We start from the raw sequence: 20,171 nt of genomic DNA, 5'->3' as shown, positions 1-20,171 counted from the left end.
AATTAAGACGCAATAGGATGGGCTCGAGCCAATTAAGAATATTCAAGGGGGAGGTTACGTGATCAACCGCAATTTCCGTATGCTGATCGGGACTGCGTCGGTGCTGGCATTGGCGGTGCCCGCCATCGCCCGTGCGCAGGATGACCAGACGGCAGTCGCGCCGGAGGGCAACTCCGACGAGGTCGTCGTTACGGCGATCCGCCAGAGCCTGGAAACGGCTCAGGCGATCAAGCAGGAGGCGGACGAGATCGTGGATTCTGATCGTCGCCGAGGATATCGGACGCCTGCCCGACGTGACCGCTTCCGAATCTCTTGCGCGCATTACCGGTGTGCAGGTCGAGCGCAACGGCGGCACCGCGCAGGGGGTTCGCGTGCGTGGCCTTCCCGACCTGTCGACAACCTATAACGGACGCGAGGTTTTCACCGCCGAAGGGCGCTACGTCCAGTTGCAGGACTTCCCGTCCAACTCGGTCGCACGGATCGACGTGTACAAGGCGGCGAGCGCCAATCTGCTCGAGCCGGGTCTTGCCGGCCTGATTGACGTGCGGTCGCGCAAGCCGCTCGACTTCAAGGGAAGTCGGGTCGTCGGAGCGGTCACCGGCCTGCACTGGCACCAGTCGCAAAAGACGGGCGTCGAGGCGAACCTGCTGCTCAGCACGCGCTGGTCGACAGGCATCGGCGACATGGGCTTCCTGGTCGAGGGGTCCTATGCCGACATCAAGTTCCAGGATTCGGCGCGGAACGTCAGCCAGACGATCCTCAACCGCTCCAATATCCCGGGCTATGTCGGCACCGCATTGCGGTACCCCTCGTTCATCAACATCGACTATACGACGGCCAATCGCTGGCGGCCCAACGCCGCCGCCGCGTTCCAGTGGCGACCCAGCCCCGACCTCGAAATCTATCTCGACGGGCTTTATCAGGGCTATCGGTCCAATGGCGGCGGCCGCAACTTCCAGGTCAACTCGGGTGATCTCGCGGTTCTGAGCAATATCGTGCTGTTCCCCGGTACGAACCTCATTCGCAGCATGGATGCGTCAGCGGGCGGCCAGATCGTCGGCGGCCAGGTGTCGAACAACCAGTGGACCGACACCTATCAGGGCGGCGCCGGCTTCATCTGGAAGCGCGGCCCGATGCGGATCACCGGCGATGTCGCCTACACCGACTCGACGTTCAACAATCACAATTATGTCTTCAACTATACCAGCCAGACCCAGCCGGTGCGCCATTTCGATTTCGACACCGATCAGGGTGTCGGCGGCGGCACGGTCACGCTGATCAACTATGACCAGTTCAACCCGGCAATGTTTCGCTGGACGCAGATCAACGAGACCGGAAACCGTGGGCATGGCGATGCGATTCAGGCTCGCCTCGACTTCGACTACCGCTTCGATCGCTGGGGGTTGACCAACCTTCAGGCCGGTATCCGCTTTGCGGATCGCAACGCCGACAACTATAACTACACCCGTGTCGGAACCGCGCCGGCGGGGCGGCTCTTCTCGCTGCTGCCCCTGGCTTATGAAAGCGCCAATCCGGGCTTTCGCGGCGACGATGTGAACTCGCTGCGCACCTTCCTCGTCCCGACGCGCGAGAGTGTCGCGGAAAATGCGGACTGGCTCCGTACAGCGGCGGGCCAGCCGACCGGTCGTCCGCCGCTGGGCGACCCGAACTATGTCAGCAACGAAAAGACGTACACCGCCTATGTCCAGGCGCGCTACGATATCGATGTCGGCGTGCCGATCGACGGCCTGATCGGCCTGCGCGCGACGCGTACCGAGGATACGATCAACGGCTTTGCCCGCTCGACCACGGGTACCGGTGCGGGTGCCGTTACCACCGTCACGCCGATCACGCGGTTCAGCCGCTATGACGATTATCTGCCCAATGTCAGCGCGCGGGTCCGGCTCGATCGCAACCTTCAGTTGCGCCTTGCCTTCACGATGACGCGGACGCGTCCGGGCTTTGGACAGCTCAATCCGTCACTGACGATCAACACGCCGCCGCCGATCTGTATCGTCGATCCCACCGTGCCCGATAGCGGTCCGAACAACCCCGACTGCATCCGCTCTGCGTCGGGCGGCAATCCCGACCTGAAGCCGATCCAGTCGACCAATTTCGACGCCTCGCTTGAATATTATTTCACGCGCAGCGGATCGGTTACCGTTGGCGTATTCCGCAAGGAGTTGCAGGGTTTCGTCAACAACTTCACGACCGATATCGCGGATGCGGAGTTCGGTCGCCTGCGGATCAACCGTCCGGAAAATGGCGGTGCAGGTCGCATCAACGGCGTCGAGGCCGCGGCACGCACCTTCTTCCGCGCGCCCTGGCTGCCCGACTGGCTCGGCAATTTCGGCGCGCTGGTGAACTATACCTATGTCGACGGCACGTCGGAGCTCGCGCCGGGTCTGGCTGCGACGCTTCCGGGCCAGCAGCGGATCGCGGGCCTGTCCAAGCATGTCGCGAACCTGTCGGGCTTCTATGAGAACCGCTGGGTCTCGACGCGGCTGTCGTACAATTACCGCTCGGACTTCGTGGTCAACTATGGCCAGGTCGTCGATCCCGCGCTGGGTGCCGGCGTATTGGGTCCGGCGCTGCCGGTCATCGAACGCGGGCGGGGTACGCTCGATTTCGCGGCGACGCTGAGCCCGATCGAGAATATCACCCTGACCTTCAATGCGACCAACCTGCTGGGCGCGGCGGTGAGCAATTCGCGACAGTTCAACGCGCTCGGCCAATCCTATGACTGGCAGACCCGCTTCCTCGAAAGCGTCTATCGCGTCGGCGTCCGCTTCCGCTTCTGATCCTTTCGACCGCATTCAATCCGGGAATATGATGATGAAACACCTGCTGATGATCGCCGCCGCCGGGTTCGCGATGAGCGCCGCGCTGCCCGCCGACGCGCGCGACATGTGGACCAAGGAACAGGCCAACGCTTGGTACGCCAAACAGCCTTGGATGGTCGGCGCCAACTACAATAACCGCAGCGCGATCAACCAGTTCGAGATGTGGCAGGCGGCGACCTTCAACCCGAAGGAGATCGACGAGGAACTGGGCTGGGCGTCGGCGATGGGCATGAACATCATGCGCGTCTATCTCCACAACATGCTGTGGGAAGAGGACGCCAAAGGTCTCAAGCAGCGCATGGAAACGTTCCTGCAGATCGCGGACAAACACAAGATCCGCATCATGTTCGTGCTGTTCGACAGCTGCTGGGATCCCAACCCCGTCTCCGGCCCGCAACGCCCGCCAATCCCCGGCGTGCATAATTCGGGCTGGATGCAGGCGCCGGGCGCGGCGCGGCTGGCGGACAAGAGCCGCTATGGCGAGCTCGAAGCCTATGTGAAGGACATTGTCGGCCATTTCGCGAACGACAAGCGCATCGCCGTCTGGGACGTGTGGAACGAGCCCAACAATGAGGGCGGCGGTGGCGGTTCCTACAAGCCGACGCCCCAGAAGAAGCAGCTGGTCGCCGGCCTGCTTGGTCCGGTGTTCGAATGGGCGCGCAGCGCCAATCCATCGCAGCCGCTGACCAGCGGACTGTGGATCGGACAGAATTGGGATCAGATGGACAAGCTCGACGCGGTCGAGAAGATCCAAGTGACCCAGTCCGACGTCAACAGCTTCCATGATTACAGCTGGCCCGAGACGTTCGAGAAGCGTGCGAAGCAGATGCTGAGCTATGGCCGCCCGGTGCTCGTCACCGAATATATGGCGCGCGGCAATGGATCGACCTTCGACGGGTCGCTTCCGCTGGGCAAGAAATACAATCTTGCGATGATCAACTGGGGTTTTGTCGACGGCAAGTCGCAGACGCGGATGCCGTGGGACAGCTGGAAAAAGCCTTACACCTACGAGCAGCCTACGATCTGGTTCCACGAAGTCCTGCGCTCGGACGGGAAACCTTATCGCCAGGCCGAGGTCGACCTGATCAAGCGACTGACGACTGAGGCGAATGGCCCGCGTCGCTGACCGTCGCATGCCGGAGCCGGGCGTCACGCGCGCCTGTGCTCCGGCACAGGCGCGGTTGCGCGTCGCTGCGACCGAGGCACGTGAACAGCGGCGGTTCGAAGCGATTTGCGCGCGCGAGTTGATGGGCGATATCTGCTGAACGTCCCACGGTTTCCGGAGTCGTCTGTTCGTGCCCGCTTTCCCATCCCGGTCGCCCGACTTCCATCGCGACATGGTCGATATCGCCGGTGGCACCTTCCGAATGGGCTCGGAGGCTTTCTATCCGGAGGAAGCGCCGCACCGACTGGTGCGGGTCGGCGGGTTTCGGATCGACGTGACCCCGGTGACCAATGCCCAGTTCGCGGCGTTCGTGGAGGCGACGGGGCATCGCACCCTTGCCGAAATTCCTCCCGATCCGAAGCTGTATCCCGGATTGGATCCGTCGCTCGCGGTTGCGGGGTCGGCGGTATTTCAACGCACGTCCGTGCCCGTGCCACTCGACGATTACAGCCAATGGTGGGACTTCGTCCCCGGAGCCGACTGGCGGCATCCGGCCGGGCCCGACAGCGATGCGCTGCCCGATCATCCGGTCGTCCAGATCGCGTACAAGGACGCCGAAGCCTATGCCCGATGGGCGGGCAAGGCGCTGCCGACCGAGGCCGAATGGGAGTTCGCCGCGCGCGGCGGCCTCGACGGCGCGGAATATGCCTGGGGCGACGCGTTGACGCCGAACGGCGCGGTGCTCGCCAATTTCTGGCAGGGACAGTTCCCGTTCGCGACGACCCGGCCCGACGGCCAGTTCCGCACCACGCCGGTCGGCAGCTTTCCGCCCAATGGCTATGGCCTGTACGATATGATCGGCAATGTCTGGGAATGGACCCGCGACTGGTATGGAGCGCCGGGCGGCAATCCGGGCAAGGCATGTTGCGCGATCGACAATCCGCGCGGGGCGCAATTGCGCGAGAGCTTCGAGCCGGGTGATCCGATGCGGACGGGACGCAAGGTGATGAAGGGCGGATCGCATCTCTGCGCGCCCAATTACTGCCAGCGCTATCGCCCCGCCGCGCGCCATCCGCAGGCGATCGACAGCCCCACCAGCCATATCGGCTTTCGCTGCATCATCCGGGATTAGGGTTCGGGACCCTAATCCTCCGGCCTCCCGTCGATCGGTCCGCGCTCCAGATGCGGCTTGACCTTTACCGGGCGGTCGTCGCCCTGGTCGCGGCGCCACTCGGCCAGCTTCGCGCGCAGCTTGACCATCACCGCCCGGTTTCTCGGATCGGCGGCAAGGTTACGGGTTTCGTCCGGGTCTGCGGTCAGGTCGTACAGTTCCTCCGCCGGGCGGGTGTAATAGGCATCGACGATCGCCTTTGCCTTGGCATCGCTTTCCGCCGCGCGCCGCCATGACGGGAAATAGGCACCCGAACCCAGCCGCGCGGCCCATTGGTCGATATGGGTGGTGAACAATGTGTCGGGACGCAGATTGACGATATATTTCCAGCGCGCCGTACGCACGCTGCGCATTGGAAAGACGTTGATGTTGACGTCGTTATTGTGGGTGGTGAAGATTTCGGGCCGCCCCTTGAACCGCCCACCCGGGCGCAGCGCCGCGGCGAAGGAGCGTCCGTCCAGCTCAGCTGGCTGCTTGCCGCCTGCAACCTCGACCAGGGTCGGCAGGATATCGACCCAGCTGACCATCGCCTGCGTGCGGCTGCCCGGCTTCACCCGGCCCGGCCAGCGCACGATAAGCGGCGTGCGCGTGCCGGTATCGTAGAGGTTCCACTTGCCGAACGGCCATTGCGCGCCGTGATCGGAAGAGAAAAGGACGAGACTGTCCTTGCCCAGCGTCGCATCCACCGCCGCCAGCGTCGCGCCCAGTTCCTTGTCCATCCGCGCGATGGCCGCGTGATAGCGGGCGCGCGCTTCGCGCGTCTGCGGCGTGTCGATCGATTTGGGCGGGAGCGTGATCGCCGCGGGATCGAAGCCCTCGCTGGTTTTGGGCCAGGGAACGTGCGGCCAGTTGCTGCCGACAAAGATCGCCAATGGCCGCTTGTCCGTACGCGTCTTCAGCCAGCTGATCGCGGCCGGAACGCCGTCATGGTCATGGAAGGTATCGTGCGCGAAATGGTCGAAGCCATAATCCTTGGTATGCTGGTAATGCGCCACCTTGCCGAATGCGACGACCTGATAGCCTTGCGCCTGGAGGTATGCCGGCAGCTTCTTCAGTTCGTCGCGCGCCTTGCCGTGGTTCGCTTCGGCGCCGTTGCGCGCGGGCATCAGGCCGGTGAGCATCGCCGCACGGCTGGGCGCACAGGCGGGGGAAGCGACGAACGCCTGATCGAAACTCAGCCCGTCCGCTGCAAGCTTCGCAAGGTTGGGGGTGCGCGCGTCGCGGTCGCCGCCGGGCGTCGTGTCGAGATAGCCCAGATCGTCGGCGAGGAAGACGACGATGTTCGGCTGCGGTTTCGTCGCGGGCGCGCGCCGCTCGGCAGGTTCTCGGGCCAGCGCGGGTGGCGTGACGATCAGCGCGACACCAATGGCGAGTGCGATACGGCGGGTGAGACGCGTCATGGCTCAGAACTCGAATGCGGGGGCAGGGGTCGGCTGCCCGGTGAGGAATGCGTCGGCGACAAGCCGCAAGGGGCGCAGGTCGATATCGCTCTCGCCGCGCCGGATCAGGTTGGCGAACCGCGCATAGAGCCGCGAATATTCGGCATTCGGCCCCTGCATCGGCGCCTGGCCGGGCAGTTCCAGGCGGCTGCCCCCCTCGCGCAGCCGGAGCGTGCCGGCATCGGTATCGACCGCGATATCCCAGGTCTGGTCGCCGGTCTGAAGAAAGTCGAAATCGACATCGACCGGCGCTTTGCCGCTGCGCATCGCGATGGTCGCGGCGATCGGACAGGCGCGGTTCTCGGGGATTGCCAGCTCGGCGCTCAGCACTACCAGCGGGTCGGGCAGGATGCGGGTCGCGATCGACAGCGCGTTGATGCCCGGATCGAACACGCCGAACCCGCCTGGGGCAAGGATCCATTCCTGTCCCGGGTGCCACTGGCGGATATCCTCGCGCCACGCGATTCGCACTGCGGCGATCACCTTGTCCGCCAGCCAGTCACGCGCCGCATCGACCTCCGCTGCCTCGCGTGAATGCCAGGTGGCGAACAGCGTCACCCCCCTTGGCCCGGGCCGCATCGACCAGCGCTTCGGCTTCGGACACGGTGGCGGCGGGCGGCTTTTCCAGCATGACGTGGCGGCCTGCGGCAATTGCCGCCATTGCCTGTTCGAAACGTCCGGCGGGGGGGTGTGCAGAGCGAGATGGCGGCAATGTCCGACCGCGCGGCGATCAACGCCTCCACCGATCCATGACCTTCAACGCCATCGACCCGGCCGTGGCGGCTGGCGGTGGCTGCAAGGTCGAAGTCCGGGCACTGGCTCAATGCGGGAAGGTGCTGGTCGCGGGCGATTTTCCCGATGCCGACAAGGCCGATGCTGATCCTCTGCATGCTCTCCGCTCTTTTATACGATATATATGCTTCCTATCCGCCGCGAACGGCGATATCAAGCGGATGTGAAGACGGGTATCGCGACATTACGGGCGCGATCCCTCAGGACCGGAGAGGGTTTCGAGTGGGGCAAGGGAAGAACGACGCGCGGAAATTGCGATCGCGCGCATGGTTCGACAATCCGGAAAATCCGGACATGACCGCGCTCTATGTCGAGCGGTACCTCAATTACGGGATCAGCCTGGCGGAGCTTCAGTCGGGGCGTCCGATCATCGGCATTGCCCAGACCGGCAGCGACCTGGTCCCGTGCAACCGTCACCATATCGAGCTGGCAAAGCGCGTGCGTGAGGGATTCGCGATGCGGGCGGGATCGCGATCGAATTTCCTGCGCATCCGATCCAGGAAACCGGGAAGCGCCCCACCGCCGGGCTCGACCGCAACCTTGCCTATTTGAGCCTCGTCGAATCGATCTATGGCTATCCGATGGACGGCGTCGTCCTGACCATCGGCTGCGACAAGACCACGCCTGCCTGCCTGATGGCCGCGGCGACGGTGAACATCCCGGCGATCGCGCTGTCGGTCGGGCCGATGCTCAATGGCTGGTTCAAGGGCGAGCGCACCGGATCGGGGACGATCGTGTGGAAGGCGCGCGAGATGCTCGCCGCGGGCGAGATCGATTACAAGGGGTTCATCGAACTGGTCGCTTCGTCCGCCCCGTCGACCGGCTGGTGCAACACGATGGGCACGGCGACGACGATGAACTCGCTGTGCGAGGCGCTCGGCATGTCGTTGCCCGGATCGGCCGCGATTCCGGCGCCCTATCGCGACCGTCAGGAAAATGCGTATCTCACCGGCCTCCAGATCGTCGAGATGGTCGAGGCCGACCGCAAGCCGAGCGATATCCTGACGCGCGAAGCCTTTCTCAACGCGATCCGCGTCAACAGCGCGATCGGCGGTTCGACCAACGCCCCGATCCATCTGAACGCCATCGCGCGCCATGTCGGGGTCGAACTGAGCCTGGACGACTGGGAAGCGCATGGGGCCGAAGTGCCGCTGCTCGTGAATCTCCAGCCCGCAGGCACCTATCTCGGCGAAGACTTCTACCGCGCGGGCGGCGTGCCTGCGGTCATGGGGCAATTGCTGCGTGCCGGATTGATCGACGGAAATGTCGTCGGCGCGAACGGCAGGTCGGTCGCGGACAATGTCGGCGATGCGCTGGCCAGCGACGCGGATGTCATCCGGCCGCTGGACAACCCGCTCAAGCCCGCCGCCGGCCTGACCGTGCTGTCGGGCAATTTGTTCGACAGCGCGGTGATGAAATTGAGCGTGATCTCGCCCGAGTTTCGGGCGCGTTACCTGTCCGACCCGGACGACCCCGAAGCGTTCGAGGGGACGGCGATCGTGTTTGACGGGCCGGAGGATTATCATGCGCGCATCGACGATCCGGCGCTGGGCGCGGACGACCGCTCGATCCTGATCATGCGCGGCGCGGGACCGATCGGCTATCCCGGCGGCGCGGAGGTCGTGAACATGCGCCCGCCCGCCGCGCTGATCCAGGCCGGGGTCCATGCGCTGCCGTGCCTGGGTGACGGGCGTCAGTCGGGGACGAGCGGCAGCCCGTCGATCCTCAATGCCGCACCCGAGGCCGCGGTCGGCGGCGGGCTCGCATTGATCCGCAGCGGCGACCGGGTACGGATCGACCTTGGCAAGCGCACTGCGAACATGCTGGTAACGCCCGAAGAGCTGGAGGCGCGGCGCGCGGCGCTCGCCGCCGAGCTCGGCTATGTCCCGCAATCGCAGACGCCCTGGCAGGAGATTCACCGCAACGTCACCGGTCAGTTCGAGGGCGGGGCGGTGATCGAGCTGGCAGTGAAGTATCAGCGCATCGCGCAGACTCGCGGATTGCCGCGCGACAGCCACTGATGGCTGACGTCGCGATCATCGACCGCGACCGCGCCGACCGGCTGGGCGAAGGCCCGTTATGGTCCGCGCGCGACGACGCGCTCTATTGGGTCGATATCCTCGATCACCGCATCAACCGCATGTCGCTGGCCGACCGCAGCGTCACCAGCTTCGCGCAGCCCGACTATGCCGCCTGGGTCATCGAGCGGGAGCGCGGCGGCTTCGTCGCCGGGATCGGGCGCGACATCGTGCTGCTCGATCTACCGGCAAACCGGCAGGTTCCGCTTGGCAGCGTCGATCGCGGCGTCACCGGCAATCGCCTCAACGATGCCAAGGCGGATCATCTCGGCCGTATCTGGGCGGGGACGATTCCTGCCAGTTGCGACCGGCCAAGCGGCGCATTCTACCGGATCGATCCCGACGGGCTGATCGTCCATGCCGACAGCCCCTATACCATCGCCAACGGCCCCGCGATCGACCCCGACGGACGCTTTCTGCTTCACACCGACACCGCGCTGGGAACGGTCTTCCGCTTCGACATTCATGACGACGGCAGCCTCGGCCCGCGCACGCCGTTCATCGTGTTCGAGCCCGGATGGGGCAATCCCGACGGCATGACCTTCGACGCGACAGGCGGGCTGTGGGTGGCGTGCTGGGGCGCGTCATGCGTCACCCGATTCGACATGGCGGGCACCCGCGAGCGCTCGATCGCGCTGCCCGCGAGCCAGATCACGAGTTGCGCCTTTGCCGGCCCGCAGCTCGACCGGATGTTCGTTACCTCCGCCGCCGATGGCGTGGTCGAGGAACATGGCGGCGCATTGTTCGAAGTCGATCCCGGCTGTCGCGGCCGGTTACCCAATATGTATCGCGGATAGAGCAGGAGAGAGAGACTCATCATGGCAACGAAAAGCGCATTGCTGATGGCCGCTGCGGCGGCCTGTGCCCTGGGCGGCACGGCGGAGGCGGCGACCGCCAAGCGCGGCAGCTTCGGCAAGCTCGCGGACGGGCGCGAAGTGGCGTCGGTGACGCTCGCAAACAGCCGCGGCGTATCGGTGACGATGATCGCCTATGGCGCGACGATCCAGTCGCTGGTGATGCCCGACCGCAATGGCCGCAAGGCCGATGTCGCCCTCGGATACGACAATATCGGCCTTTACGAGACCAAGCCGCAATATTTCGGCGGGATCGTCGGCCGCTTCGGCAACCGGCTGGCGGAGGGCAGGTTCAAGCTCGACGGCAGGACCTACCAGACCCCGGTCAACAACGGAAAGAACGCTCTGCACGGCGGGACGCGGGGATTCGACAAGGTGCTGTGGGACGTGGTGTCGGTGAAGAGCGGGCCGACCGCGTCGGTGACGTTCCGCTATGTCAGCCGCGACGGCGAGATGGGCTATCCCGGCACGCTGACCGTCGACGCGATCCATTCGCTCGACGAGAAGAACCATCTGACGATCGAGTATCGCGCGACCACCGACAAGGCGACGGTGATCAATCTGACCAACCACAATTACTGGAACCTGTCGGGCGAGGGGTCGTCGAACGGTGCGATGGGCCATGTCGTGACGATCCCGGCGGACACCTATCTGCCCACCGACGACGGCGCGATTCCCACCGGCGAGTTCAAGTCGGTCACGGGCACGGTGTTCGACTTCCGCAAGCCGCGCGCGGTGGGCGATCGGGTGCGCGACGCATCGGACCAGCAGATCGTCTGGGGCCGTGGCTACGACCATAACTGGGTGATCGGCCGCCAGGTGATCGCCGGCCAGCAGCTGATGGCGCGGGTGCAGGATCCGGCGTCGGGCCGCGGGTTCGAGCTGTGGTCGAACCAGCCGGGGCTGCAATTCTATTCGGGCAATTTCTTCGACGCGACCAGCCACGGCAAGAGCGGGAAAATCTACCGCATGGGCGACGCGATCGTGATGGAGCCCCAGAACTTCCCGGACGCGCCGAACCAGAAGGGCTTCCCGAGCGCCCGGCTCGACCCGGGCCAGACCTATCGCAACGTCATGACCTATCGCCTGACCACCGGCCAGGTCGCGAAGAAGAAGCGGTAGGCCGTCCCACATCCTCCCCCGCGAGGGGGAGGACAGGGCACTATTCCTTCGCCCCCTCCGCCTCGTCGATCAGTTCGAGAACGTCGCCGATCAGGTTGCGCATCGCGGTGCGTGCCGCGTCCGGATTGCGCGCGAGGATCGCGTCGCGCACCGCGGCATGGTCGGCCACGCTCGCGGTGCGGCCCTTGATCCGGTTCGTGAAGCGGATCGAGGTACGCAGCGCGGTGGTCACCACGTCGCGGAACTGGACGTAAAATGGGTTGCTTGACGCGCGCAGGATCGCGACGTGGAAGGCGATGTCCGCGTCGAGCGGTTCGTCCAGCCCTTTCTCCGCAGCCTTCATCCGTTCGAGCCCGTCGGTAATCCGCTGAAGCTCCGCATCGTCGCCAAAGCGCGCGGCCAGCGCCGCCGCCTCCGGCTCGATCGCGACGCGCAGCTGGTTGAACTGCTTGAGCAGGTCGACCGAAAATTGCCGTTCGAGCAGCCAGCGCAGCACATCGGTGTCGAACAGGTTCCACGACGTTGTCGGCTGGACGACCGTCCCCTGGCGCGGGCGGGCGCTCAGCAGGCCCTTGGCGGTCAGCATCTTGACCGCCTCGCGCGTCACCGATCGGCTCACATTATGCTGCTTGGCAAGCTCCGCCTCGGTCGGAAACGGCTCGCGTTCGAATCGCCCGGTGACGATCGCGCGGCCCAGATTGTCGAGCAGGCCATAGGTCAGGTTGCGGCCCAGCTCGGGCCGTCCCGCCCCGTCCAGCGTCAGTTCGCTCGCCAAGATTTCCACCTTCCCCTGCTGATCGCTCGGCCGGCGACCACATTATGCCGATCGCGTCGCTAGACAAGACTAATTAATCAGATAAATGTACGCGCCAGACGCATCTTGTGCGTAGCTGGAGGGGATACGGGGTGACAAGCCTGTCGCAAATCGATTTGATCGTCGTGATCGCATATGCGATCGGCATTTTCGGCCTCGCCCAATGGGTCAGCCGCGAAAAGGCGGGTCACACCAAGGACACGTCCGACTATTTTCTCGCATCCAAATCGCTTCCCTGGTGGGCGATCGGCGCGTCGCTGATCGCGGCGAACATCTCGGCCGAGCAGATCGTCGGCATGTCGGGATCGGGTTATGCGATCGGCCTTGCCATCGCATCCTATGAATGGATGGCGGCACTGACCCTGCTGATCGTCGGCAAATGGTTCCTGCCGATCTTCCTGAAGAACGAAATCTATACGATGCCGCAGTTCCTGGAACAGCGGTTCGGGCCGACGATCCGCACCGTCATGGCGATCTTCTGGCTGGCGCTCTACGTCTTCGTCAACCTGACCTCGATCCTGTGGCTCGGCTCGATCGCGGTGACCCAGGTCGCCGGGATCAATCAGGACGTCGCGCTGTTCGGCCTTGGCGTGTTCGCATTGGTCTATCAGTTGCGCGGCGGCCTCAAGGCGGTGGCGCTGACCGATATCGTTCAGGTCACGCTGCTGGTGTTCGGCGGCCTCGTCATCTCCTATCTGACGCTCAGCCAGATCGGCGGCGACGCGGGCGTGCTCGGCGGGTTCAACCGCCTGACCACCGAACTGCCCGAGAAGTTCGACATGATCCTGTCGGAGGACAACCCCTTCTACAAGGACCTGCCGGGCCTCTCCGTACTGATCGGCGGCATGTGGATCGCGAACCTCAGCTATTGGGGGTTCAACCAATATATTATCCAGCGCGCACTGGCCGCGAAGAGCCTGGGCGAAGCGCAGAAGGGCGTGGTGTTCGCCGCCTTCCTCAAGCTGCTGATGCCGGTGATCATCGTGCTGCCGGGCATCGCCGCCGTGCTGCTCGCGCCCGACCTGGCCAAGCCGGATCAGGCCTATCCGACGATGATGGGCCTGCTGCCGGTCGGCCTGCTCGGCCTGGTCTTTGCGGCGCTGGTCGCGGCGATTATCGCTTCCACCGCGTCGAAGATCAATTCGGTCGCGACGATCTTCACGCTCGATCTCTATGCCAAGGCAAAGGGCGTGCAGAACCGCGCGCAAGACGCCAGCGGCAATGCCGATCTGACCACCGCGCATGAAAAGCAGCTGGTGCTGGTCGGTCGCATCACTGCGGTGGTCGCCACGTTGCTGGCGATCGTCACCGCGCGCCCATTGCTCGGCAGCCTCGACCAAGCGTTCCAGTATATCCAGGAATTCTCGGGCTTCGTCACGCCGGGCATCACCGTCATCTTCCTGCTCGGCCTGTTCTGGAAGGGGGCGACGGAGGCCGGCGCTCTGGTCGGCGCGGTCGCATCGGTGCTGCTCAGCTTCCTGTTCTGGTTCCCCGCCGACTGGGGCGGGATCGCCGCGCTCAACGCGGTGCCGTTCATGAACCGCATGATGATCGTGTTCTTTATCAGCCTCGCGCTCGCCGTGGTCGTCTCGCTGGCCCGTCCGGCGCGTGAGGACAGCAATCGCATCTCCATGCAGGGCGTGTCGTTCGGCACCACCGCCGGGTTCAACATTGCGGGCGCGATTGTCGTCGTGATCCTGATCGCGCTTTACACCGCATGGTGGTGAGGATGGACGACGCTTTTCTGGCGGTTGACTGGGGAACCACCAACCGCCGGATTTACCTGATCGAGAACGGAGCGGTCGTGCGCACCGAACGCGACGAACGCGGTGTCACGGCCGTCACAGATTTCGCGGGGGAGGCGGCGGCGATCCGCGCGCGGTTCGGCGACCTGCCGATGCTGCTGGCGGGGATGGTCGGGTCGAACATCGGCTGGCGGGTCGCACCCTATGTCCCGGCACCCGCCGGGGTATCGGACCTGGCTGCCACTCTGTTGCGGATTGACGACCGTACGATGATCGTCCCTGGTGTTTCGACATCGACGGACGTGATGCGCGGCGAGGAAGTGCAATTGCTCGGCGCGGTCACGGCGGGGCTGGTCCCCGGCGACGCGCTGCTCGTTCAGCCGGGGACGCATTGCAAATGGGCGGTGATGGTGGAGGGGCGCATCGCCGACTTTACCACCGCAATGACCGGTGAGCTGTTCGCATTGCTGGGCGCCCATGGCCTGCTCGCCGCGCAGCTTCACGGTGAGGTCACCACCAGTCCAGCCTTTTTCGAGGGCGTTGTCGACGGCAAGCGTCGCGACCTTGCCGCATCTCTGTTTGGCATTCGCGCGGCAAAGATGCTCGGCACGCGCGATGATGCCGATGCCGCCGCCTATGCCAGCGGGCTGCTGATCGGCAGCGATGTCGCCGCGCGGCTCGCCGCGGCACCTGACGCGCCGATCTTCATCCTGTCCGGTCCCGAGCTGGGCAATCTCTACACCGCCGCGATCGCCGCCAACGGCCGCAGCGCCGCATTGATCGACAGCCACGCCGCGTTCGTCGCCGGCATCCTCGACGTCGGAGCCGCCATAGCATGAGCCACCTCGCCCAGTTCGATGCCGCCTTTGCCGCCTGTCCGTTGATCGCAATCCTGCGCGGCGTGACCCCCGACGAAGTTGTTCCGATCGGCGAGGCGCTGATCGGTGCGGGTTTCGCCCTGATTGAGGTGCCGCTCAATTCGCCCGACCCGATCGAGAGCATCGCGCGGCTCGCCGCTGAGGCGGGCGACCGCGCGATGGTCGGCGCAGGAACAGTGCTGCGCGAGGCTGATGTCGCCGCTGTGGCGGGGGGCGGGGGGTACGCTGGTCATCTCGCCCAACGCCAATCCGCTAGTGATCGCCGCGACCGCCGCGCGCGGGTTGGTCTCGCTGCCCGGCATCGCTACCCCGACCGAAGCGTTCGCCGCGCTCGACGCGGGCGCGACCGCGCTCAAGCTGTTTCCGGCCGAAGCGGCGTCGCCGACAGTGCTCAGGGCGATGCGTGCGGTACTGCCCAAAAGCGCGCGGGTGCTGCCGGTCGGCGGGATCGAGCCGGGCAATATGAAGCCTTGGCTCGACGCCGGAGCTGCGGGCTTCGGTCTCGGTTCGGCACTGTACAGGCCGGGCCTGTCCGCCGCCGAAGTCGGCGATCGCGCCGCTACCTTTGTCGCCGCTATCGGAGAGCATTCCTATGTTGCGTAGAACACTCCTGCTCGCCGCGCTGGCGGCAACCACCGCTGCCACCCCGCTGTTGGCACGCACTCCGGCCAAGCCGACCCCGCCAGCCGAGGCACCGCCGCGTCCCAACATCATCGTCATCCTCGTTGACGACATGGGTTTCTCCGACTTCGGCAGTTATGGCGGCGAAATCCCGACGCCCAATATCGACGCGCTGGCGAAAGACGGGCTGCGCTTCACCCAATTCTACAACAACGCCCGATGCAGCCCGACCCGCGCCGCGTTGCTTACCGGACTCAATCCGCATCAGGCGGGAATGGGCTACCTCAGCGGCCTACGCTTGCCACAGTCGCGGGGGACGCATGGCCAGTTGCACCCGCGCGCGGTGACCATTCCGCAAGTGTTGCGGGAGGCGGGCTATTTCACGGCGATGGCGGGCAAATGGCACCTCGGCAACACGCCAGGGACCACCCCGGTCGCGCGTGGCTTCGATCGCTCGCTGAGCGCGATCGCGGGCGGCATCTACTATCCGAAACAGGCGGCACGCTCCGACGCGGGTACGCGCACGCTGCTGGTTGATGGCCGCCCGATCCGCACCGACGATCCGATGCTTGGCAAGGATTGGTACGGCACCGACCTTTGGACCCAATGGGGGATGAAGTTTGCCGATGAGGCGCAGGCGAAGAAGAAGCCCTTCTTTCTATACCTCGCCCATGTCGCGCCGCATTTTCCGCTGATGGCGCCGGAGGCGGATATCGCCCGTTTCCGGGGCAAATATATGGCCGGGTGGGACCAGCTGCGCCGGGAGCGCCATGCCCGCCAGCAGCAGATGGGGCTGATCGGCCCGCACAAGGGGCTCACCCCGCGCCCGCAAAGCGCGACCGAATGGGACAGTCTGGCCCCCGCCCAGCGCGAGCGGTTCGACGCGATGATGGCGGTTTATGCCGCTGCCGTCGCGCGCGTGGACAAGTCGGTCGGCGACCTCGTAGCGCATCTGCGCGAACGCAAGATGCTCGACAACACGCTGATCCTGATCATGTCCGACAATGGGGGCAACGCCGAATCGGGACCGCGTGGCCGTACCGGCCCGGCGCCGTGGGGCGGGCCGCAGAGCAATGTGTTCGTCGGGATGAATTGGGCGATGCTCCAGAATACGCCCTTTCGCTCGTTCAAGCATTTCACAGCGGAGGGGGGCATCGCCACCCCGCTGATCGCGCACTGGCCACGTGGCATTGCGGCAAAGCTGCGGGGCAGCTTCGAGCGCACGCCGGGTCATGTCATAGACGTGATGCCCAGCCTGGTGCAGCTCGCTGGTGCCCGCTATCCGGCGCGCTTCGGCGGCCATGCGATCCTGCCGATGGAGGGGGCCAGCCTGGTCCCGGCCTTTACCGGCGGCCAAATCGAGCGCCGCCAGCCGCTGTTTTGGGAGCATGAGGGCAACAAGGCGGTCCGCGACGGCCAATGGAAGGCGGTCCAGCGGCTCGCTGGCCCCTGGGAGCTGTACGACATGGCCGCCGACCGCACCGAACTGCGCGATCTCGCCAAACACGAACCCGCGCGGTTGAAGGCGATGATCGCGGCGTGGGATGATTGGGCCGCGCGCACCTTTGTCGATGAATGGCATGAAAAAGCCGCGCGAACCGACTGGGGTGCACCTATGGGCTCCGACGACTAGTCGCCAGCCAGTCGGGTAGGGCACGATCAGGGGTGGCGGGTTTCGTTCGATCGAGCAAACGCTGCAAGGGCTGCAGACCATCGGATCTGGGTAGAGCGGGTACCCCTTAATGGCGGCACGGATAGCTTGCTAGCCGTTCCTCGAATACTTGCCACCCGGCATCTTCTGCTTCGCCTCGGTTGAACCAATGACCGCTTTAGGGTTCTCTGGTCTGCTGGTCGAATGACCGAGATTAGGGCGCAAAGCAGCCTGTTGCGCCGGTGCTGCCTGGCCGTGGATTGACGAGGGGCAGGTCTCGGGCTTTCCGCAACTGAGGCATTATTTATACCGAGAATGACCTCGTCCGCCCGAGCAGTTAGTACCGCTTCGCTCCGTTAGACTGATCTGTCGCGTCTGCATGGCAAGGTGGTGCCTGTAAGTTCTGCGTCCCGCGTGCGAGCATGTTCGTATGTCTGTCACCCATCTCGGTGTCACCAACCACCGCCGCCAGAACCTTCGGTTCGGCATCCGCCAGGCTGATCGTCTCGCGCATCTGTACGTCATAGGCCAAACAGGGGTCGGCAAATCGGCACTACTGGGGCAGCTTGCAGAGCAAGACGGAGGCGCACGCCGGGGCTTTGCGCTTATCGATCCGCATGGCGATCTTGCCGATGCGCTCGCCGCAAGATTGCGGCAGCGCGGCATCGACTTCATCTATCTCGACGCGGCGAACCCAAAGCAGCCGTACGGATACAATCCGCTGCGAATGGTTCGTGCCGACAAGGTCCCACTGGCGGCATCGGGTCTCCTTGAGACATTCAAGAAACTGTGGCCAGACGCATGGGGCGTGCGCATGGAGCACATCCTGCGCAACAGCCTGTTCACCCTACTCGAATGGCCCGACGCGACGCTCCCCGATATCCTCAAGCTTTATACCGACAAGGTCTTCCGGCAGAAGGCCGCGTCCAACGTCTCCAACCCGGTCGTGCGGGCATTCTGGAAATCAGAGTTCGCCCATTATCAGCCCCGCTTCGCAGCCGAAGCTCTGGCCCCAATCCAGAACAAGCTCGGCGCGCTGCTATCCGATCCAATGTTGTACCGCGTACTGGTTGAGCCGGAGATTGACCTGCGGTTCCGCAGCATAATGGACCGCGGTCAAATCCTTCTTGTCAATCTCGCGAAGGGACGGATCGGCTCGGATAGCGCGGACACACTTGGTAGCCTCTTGGTTGCCACCCTCGGGCTGGCCGCGATGTCGCGTGCTGACCTCCCTGCCGAACGACGACAACCGTACTTCATGTACGTCGATGAATTCCAGAATTTCACGACGCTCGCTTTTGCGTCGATGATGGCCGAGATGAGGAAATTCTGCTTCGGCCTCGTGCTCGCACACCAGCACCTACACCAATTGGAGCCCGAAATCCGGCACGCTGTTCTCGGCAATGCTGGCTCTTTGATCTGCTTCCGCACCGGCATTGAGGACGCGGCGTTGTTCGCCAAGGAACTGGCACCTGCCTTCGACCCGCTAGATATCATCAACCTACCCAATCGCCGCTTCTACACCCGGCTCATGATAGACGGGGTGCCGAGCATGCCGTTCAGCGCGGAGCTAGTTGAAATGGCTCACCCGGTTGCGCCTGTGCGAGCCGCCAGCCGGTCTGCCACTTCTCGACCCTGAACTCGAACGGGATGCGAATTGGCTGTCCGACATTCATCTGGGCCACCACGAAGCTGTAGCATTCGTCGGTGGGAACGCGGTGCCGCTTGGGCGGAATAGTGTGAAGCGTAAACGACGCGACGACTCGAATCTTGCCCATGCCGTCGCCGAGCATAGCGTCCACGATGGTCGGATCGGCCACGCTGAACACGTTCGCACAATCGGTATTCGGGGACAGTGTGCCTAGTCCCGACTTGTACCGCGCACTCATGAACCGACCCAGAATCGCTTGCTGTATCTGAAGCCGCTCGTTTTCTGTGAGCCCCGCAGGGCGCGGAGCTGTTTCCGGCTCCGGTCGCGAAATGGCTGCGCCAGAGTCATTTGATGTAAGTGCCGTGTCGGGCGCGGGCTTGCAGCCTGATAATGCCAGTCCAGCGACCACCATGCATTTAACCGTCAATCTGCGCTTCATTGCCCCCTCCACGCGAGCTGATTGATTTAGCGGAACCGCGCTGTCAGCGCGGTCTTGAGGGCCTCGAGTCGCTGCTCCGCGCTTTTCTGCGAGGCGGTGCCCAGGTTTCCGTTCAGCGCGAGATTGATTGCTACTGTGCGCCCGTCAGGCCGGAGCGCCACGACGACTGTTCGCTGCACATGGCGCCCGGTGAGGGCGGCACCCATGCCGTCCACGCTGTCGGTGAGCGTGACTGCGTTGCGCTCACTGTCCGTGCCCGACACGCGATATCCGAGTGATTTCCCCACTTCGCTCGCAGCAGGGATGAAGTCGGGAGCGCGGCGAGGAAGCTGGAAGGTAGTGTTCGTTGCGTACGACTTGGGCGGCGAAAGCCCACCGATGCCAACGCATGCGGCCAACGCCAAAGAAAGCGCCGCCGATGTCGCACTACGAACCAGCGATGTGAATTGAACCATTTGAGCTCTCCCCAAACCTCACCCAGGGAGCACCTACCTAAAAATAGGGAGAAATACCATAGGGAGTTTTGCACTATCGTAAAACTCCCTGCCACTCGGCGTAGGCTATGCCGCGCCCTCGCAAATCCGCATTCGATCCGCCGTATATCGTGATCATCGATCGGCTGATTGCCCGGCGCAAGGAACTGGCAATGTCGCAGGTGGACCTAGCGCAGGCATATGGCGAGGATCAGAGTTTCATTAGTCGCGTGGAGCGGCGGCAGCGCCGGATCGACGTATGGGAATTTGTGCGCCTGTGTCGGTTGCTAAAGGTTGAACCCGGCGATGTGCTCGCTGATATCGACGGATAATTGGCACTCCCGCTGACGAACGTAATCTGCGACTGCGAAGACCACGGGTCGAACGAGCCCTGCTCATTCTGGGAAATGTGTTCGAGCCGCGCGTGGTCTGCTTCCTCCGAGCGGAATAGAAAAGCAGCCGGCATGTGCCGGCTGCGAAAGATCAGAATGGTAG

At 64.4% G+C, this 20,171-nt stretch carries 15 protein-coding genes and 3 pseudogenes; 14 read left to right on the top strand and 4 right to left on the bottom strand.

The genetic code is table 11. The features are described 5' to 3' along the window. Positions 1–140 precede the first annotated feature (140 nt). From LRS12_RS00625 to LRS12_RS00610, 4 genes are all read left to right on the top strand, one after another. Entirely contained in the window at positions 141–2,801 is a 2,661-nt protein-coding gene (locus LRS12_RS00625; RefSeq protein WP_257842826.1) for a TonB-dependent receptor, read from the top strand. Between the two features lie 34 nt (positions 2,802–2,835). Next, complete coding sequence (locus tag LRS12_RS00620; RefSeq protein WP_374580001.1) at positions 2,836–3,969, top strand: endo-1,4-beta-xylanase; 1,134 nt, start codon at positions 2,836–2,838, stop codon at positions 3,967–3,969. Further along, the gene (locus LRS12_RS00615) at positions 3,953–4,108 is read left to right on the top strand and encodes a hypothetical protein (protein ID WP_257842824.1); all 156 of its coding nucleotides are present in this window, start codon (positions 3,953–3,955) and stop codon (positions 4,106–4,108) included. Before LRS12_RS00620 ends, LRS12_RS00615 begins: the two co-directional genes overlap by 17 nt. 72 nt (positions 4,109–4,180) lie before the next feature. After that, positions 4,181–5,080 (top strand): formylglycine-generating enzyme family protein, encoded by a 900-nt coding sequence (locus LRS12_RS00610; RefSeq protein WP_257842823.1) that lies wholly within the window; start codon positions 4,181–4,183, stop codon positions 5,078–5,080. Positions 5,081–5,091: 11 nt separating this feature from the next. Here the strand turns inward: LRS12_RS00610 and LRS12_RS00605 are convergent, their stop codons facing one another. Together LRS12_RS00605 and LRS12_RS00600 are read right to left on the bottom strand one after the other, a co-directional pair. Next, positions 5,092–6,519, bottom strand: a complete 1,428-nt coding sequence (locus LRS12_RS00605; RefSeq protein WP_257842822.1) for a sulfatase — start codon at positions 6,517–6,519, stop codon at positions 5,092–5,094. A 3-nt stretch (positions 6,520–6,522) separates the two neighbouring features. After that, a pseudogene (locus LRS12_RS00600) lies at positions 6,523–7,382 on the bottom strand (Gfo/Idh/MocA family protein). Here LRS12_RS00600 and LRS12_RS00595 point away from each other — a divergent pair. The 4 genes and pseudogenes from LRS12_RS00595 (at position 7,308) to LRS12_RS00580 (ending at position 11,404) form a co-directional block, all read left to right on the top strand. Then, complete coding sequence (locus tag LRS12_RS00595; protein WP_257845536.1) at positions 7,308–7,517, top strand: hypothetical protein; 210 nt, start codon at positions 7,308–7,310, stop codon at positions 7,515–7,517. The pseudogene LRS12_RS00600 and the gene LRS12_RS00595 overlap by 75 nt on opposite strands. 127 nt (positions 7,518–7,644) lie before the next feature. Then, positions 7,645–9,371, top strand: a pseudogene (locus tag LRS12_RS00590) (IlvD/Edd family dehydratase). Further along, the gene (locus LRS12_RS00585) at positions 9,371–10,225 is read left to right on the top strand and encodes an SMP-30/gluconolactonase/LRE family protein (RefSeq protein WP_257842821.1); all 855 of its coding nucleotides are present in this window, start codon (positions 9,371–9,373) and stop codon (positions 10,223–10,225) included. Before LRS12_RS00590 ends, LRS12_RS00585 begins: the two are co-directional and overlap by 1 nt. A 21-nt stretch (positions 10,226–10,246) precedes the next feature. After that, positions 10,247–11,404: an aldose epimerase family protein gene (locus LRS12_RS00580; protein ID WP_374579997.1), complete on the top strand. Its 1,158-nt coding sequence runs from the start codon at positions 10,247–10,249 to the stop codon at positions 11,402–11,404. A gap of 40 nt (positions 11,405–11,444) precedes the next feature. On the opposite strand, the gene LRS12_RS00575 is transcribed toward LRS12_RS00580, so the two are convergent. Beyond that, positions 11,445–12,179, bottom strand: coding sequence for a FadR/GntR family transcriptional regulator (locus tag LRS12_RS00575; protein WP_257842820.1), 735 nt, complete (start codon positions 12,177–12,179; stop codon positions 11,445–11,447). Between the two features lie 131 nt (positions 12,180–12,310). On the opposite strand from LRS12_RS00575, the gene LRS12_RS00570 reads away from it, so the two are divergent. The 5 genes and pseudogenes from LRS12_RS00570 (at position 12,311) to LRS12_RS00550 (ending at position 18,752) form a co-directional block, all read left to right on the top strand. Next, positions 12,311–13,945 carry a sodium/sugar symporter gene (locus LRS12_RS00570; protein ID WP_257842819.1) on the top strand — a complete coding sequence of 545 codons (1,635 nt, stop codon included), beginning with the start codon at positions 12,311–12,313 and terminating at the stop codon, positions 13,943–13,945. Between the two features lie 2 nt (positions 13,946–13,947). Then, positions 13,948–14,802 (top strand): 2-dehydro-3-deoxygalactonokinase, encoded by an 855-nt coding sequence (locus tag LRS12_RS00565; protein WP_257842818.1) that lies wholly within the window; start codon positions 13,948–13,950, stop codon positions 14,800–14,802. Next, positions 14,799–15,444 (top strand): annotated as a pseudogene (locus tag LRS12_RS00560) (2-dehydro-3-deoxy-6-phosphogalactonate aldolase). The gene LRS12_RS00565 and the pseudogene LRS12_RS00560 overlap by 4 nt, the downstream one beginning before the upstream one ends. Then, positions 15,437–17,095, top strand: a complete 1,659-nt coding sequence (locus tag LRS12_RS00555) for an arylsulfatase (protein WP_257842817.1) — start codon at positions 15,437–15,439, stop codon at positions 17,093–17,095. Before LRS12_RS00560 ends, LRS12_RS00555 begins: the two are co-directional and overlap by 8 nt. Positions 17,096–17,543: 448 nt before the next feature. Beyond that, positions 17,544–18,752 (top strand): type IV secretory system conjugative DNA transfer family protein, encoded by a 1,209-nt coding sequence (locus LRS12_RS00550; protein ID WP_257842816.1) that lies wholly within the window; start codon positions 17,544–17,546, stop codon positions 18,750–18,752. Positions 18,753–19,229: 477 nt separating this feature from the next. Here the strand turns inward: LRS12_RS00550 and LRS12_RS00545 are convergent, their stop codons facing one another. Continuing rightward, the gene (locus LRS12_RS00545; protein ID WP_257842815.1) at positions 19,230–19,658 is read right to left on the bottom strand and encodes a hypothetical protein; all 429 of its coding nucleotides are present in this window, start codon (positions 19,656–19,658) and stop codon (positions 19,230–19,232) included. 149 nt (positions 19,659–19,807) lie between these two features. Here LRS12_RS00545 and LRS12_RS00540 point away from each other — a divergent pair, with 149 nt between their 5' ends. After that, on the top strand, positions 19,808–20,008 hold the full coding sequence (locus LRS12_RS00540; RefSeq protein ID WP_257842814.1) for a helix-turn-helix domain-containing protein: 201 nt from the start codon (positions 19,808–19,810) through the stop codon (positions 20,006–20,008). Positions 20,009–20,171: the final 163 nt, after the last annotated feature.

This window comes from Sphingomonas sp. J344 (assembly GCF_024700005.1).
Classification (GTDB): Bacteria; Pseudomonadota; Alphaproteobacteria; order Sphingomonadales; family Sphingomonadaceae; genus Sphingomonas.
This window is presented reverse-complemented; position numbering and strand designations above follow the sequence as displayed.

What these genes read in the sequence shown, in the direction of transcription:
- LRS12_RS00550 (WP_257842816.1), top strand. Translation starts at nt 17,544, where the DNA reads ATGTCTGTCACCCATCTCGGTGTCACCAACCACCGCCGCCAGAACCTT.
- LRS12_RS00625 (WP_257842826.1), top strand. Translation starts at nt 141, where the DNA reads ATGACCAGACGGCAGTCGCGCCGGAGGGCAACTCCGACGAGGTCGTCG.
- LRS12_RS00565 (WP_257842818.1), top strand. Translation starts at nt 13,948, where the DNA reads ATGGACGACGCTTTTCTGGCGGTTGACTGGGGAACCACCAACCGCCGG.
- LRS12_RS00585 (WP_257842821.1), top strand. Translation starts at nt 9,371, where the DNA reads ATGGCTGACGTCGCGATCATCGACCGCGACCGCGCCGACCGGCTGGGC.
- LRS12_RS00545 (WP_257842815.1), bottom strand. Translation starts at nt 19,658, where the DNA reads ATGGTTCAATTCACATCGCTGGTTCGTAGTGCGACATCGGCGGCGCTT.
- LRS12_RS00605 (WP_257842822.1), bottom strand. Translation starts at nt 6,519, where the DNA reads ATGACGCGTCTCACCCGCCGTATCGCACTCGCCATTGGTGTCGCGCTG.
- LRS12_RS00615 (WP_257842824.1), top strand. Translation starts at nt 3,953, where the DNA reads ATGGCCCGCGTCGCTGACCGTCGCATGCCGGAGCCGGGCGTCACGCGC.
- LRS12_RS00595 (WP_257845536.1), top strand. Translation starts at nt 7,308, where the DNA reads ATGACCTTCAACGCCATCGACCCGGCCGTGGCGGCTGGCGGTGGCTGC.
- LRS12_RS00580 (WP_374579997.1), top strand. Translation starts at nt 10,247, where the DNA reads ATGGCAACGAAAAGCGCATTGCTGATGGCCGCTGCGGCGGCCTGTGCC.
- LRS12_RS00610 (WP_257842823.1), top strand. Translation starts at nt 4,181, where the DNA reads ATGGTCGATATCGCCGGTGGCACCTTCCGAATGGGCTCGGAGGCTTTC.
- LRS12_RS00620 (WP_374580001.1), top strand. Translation starts at nt 2,836, where the DNA reads ATGAAACACCTGCTGATGATCGCCGCCGCCGGGTTCGCGATGAGCGCC.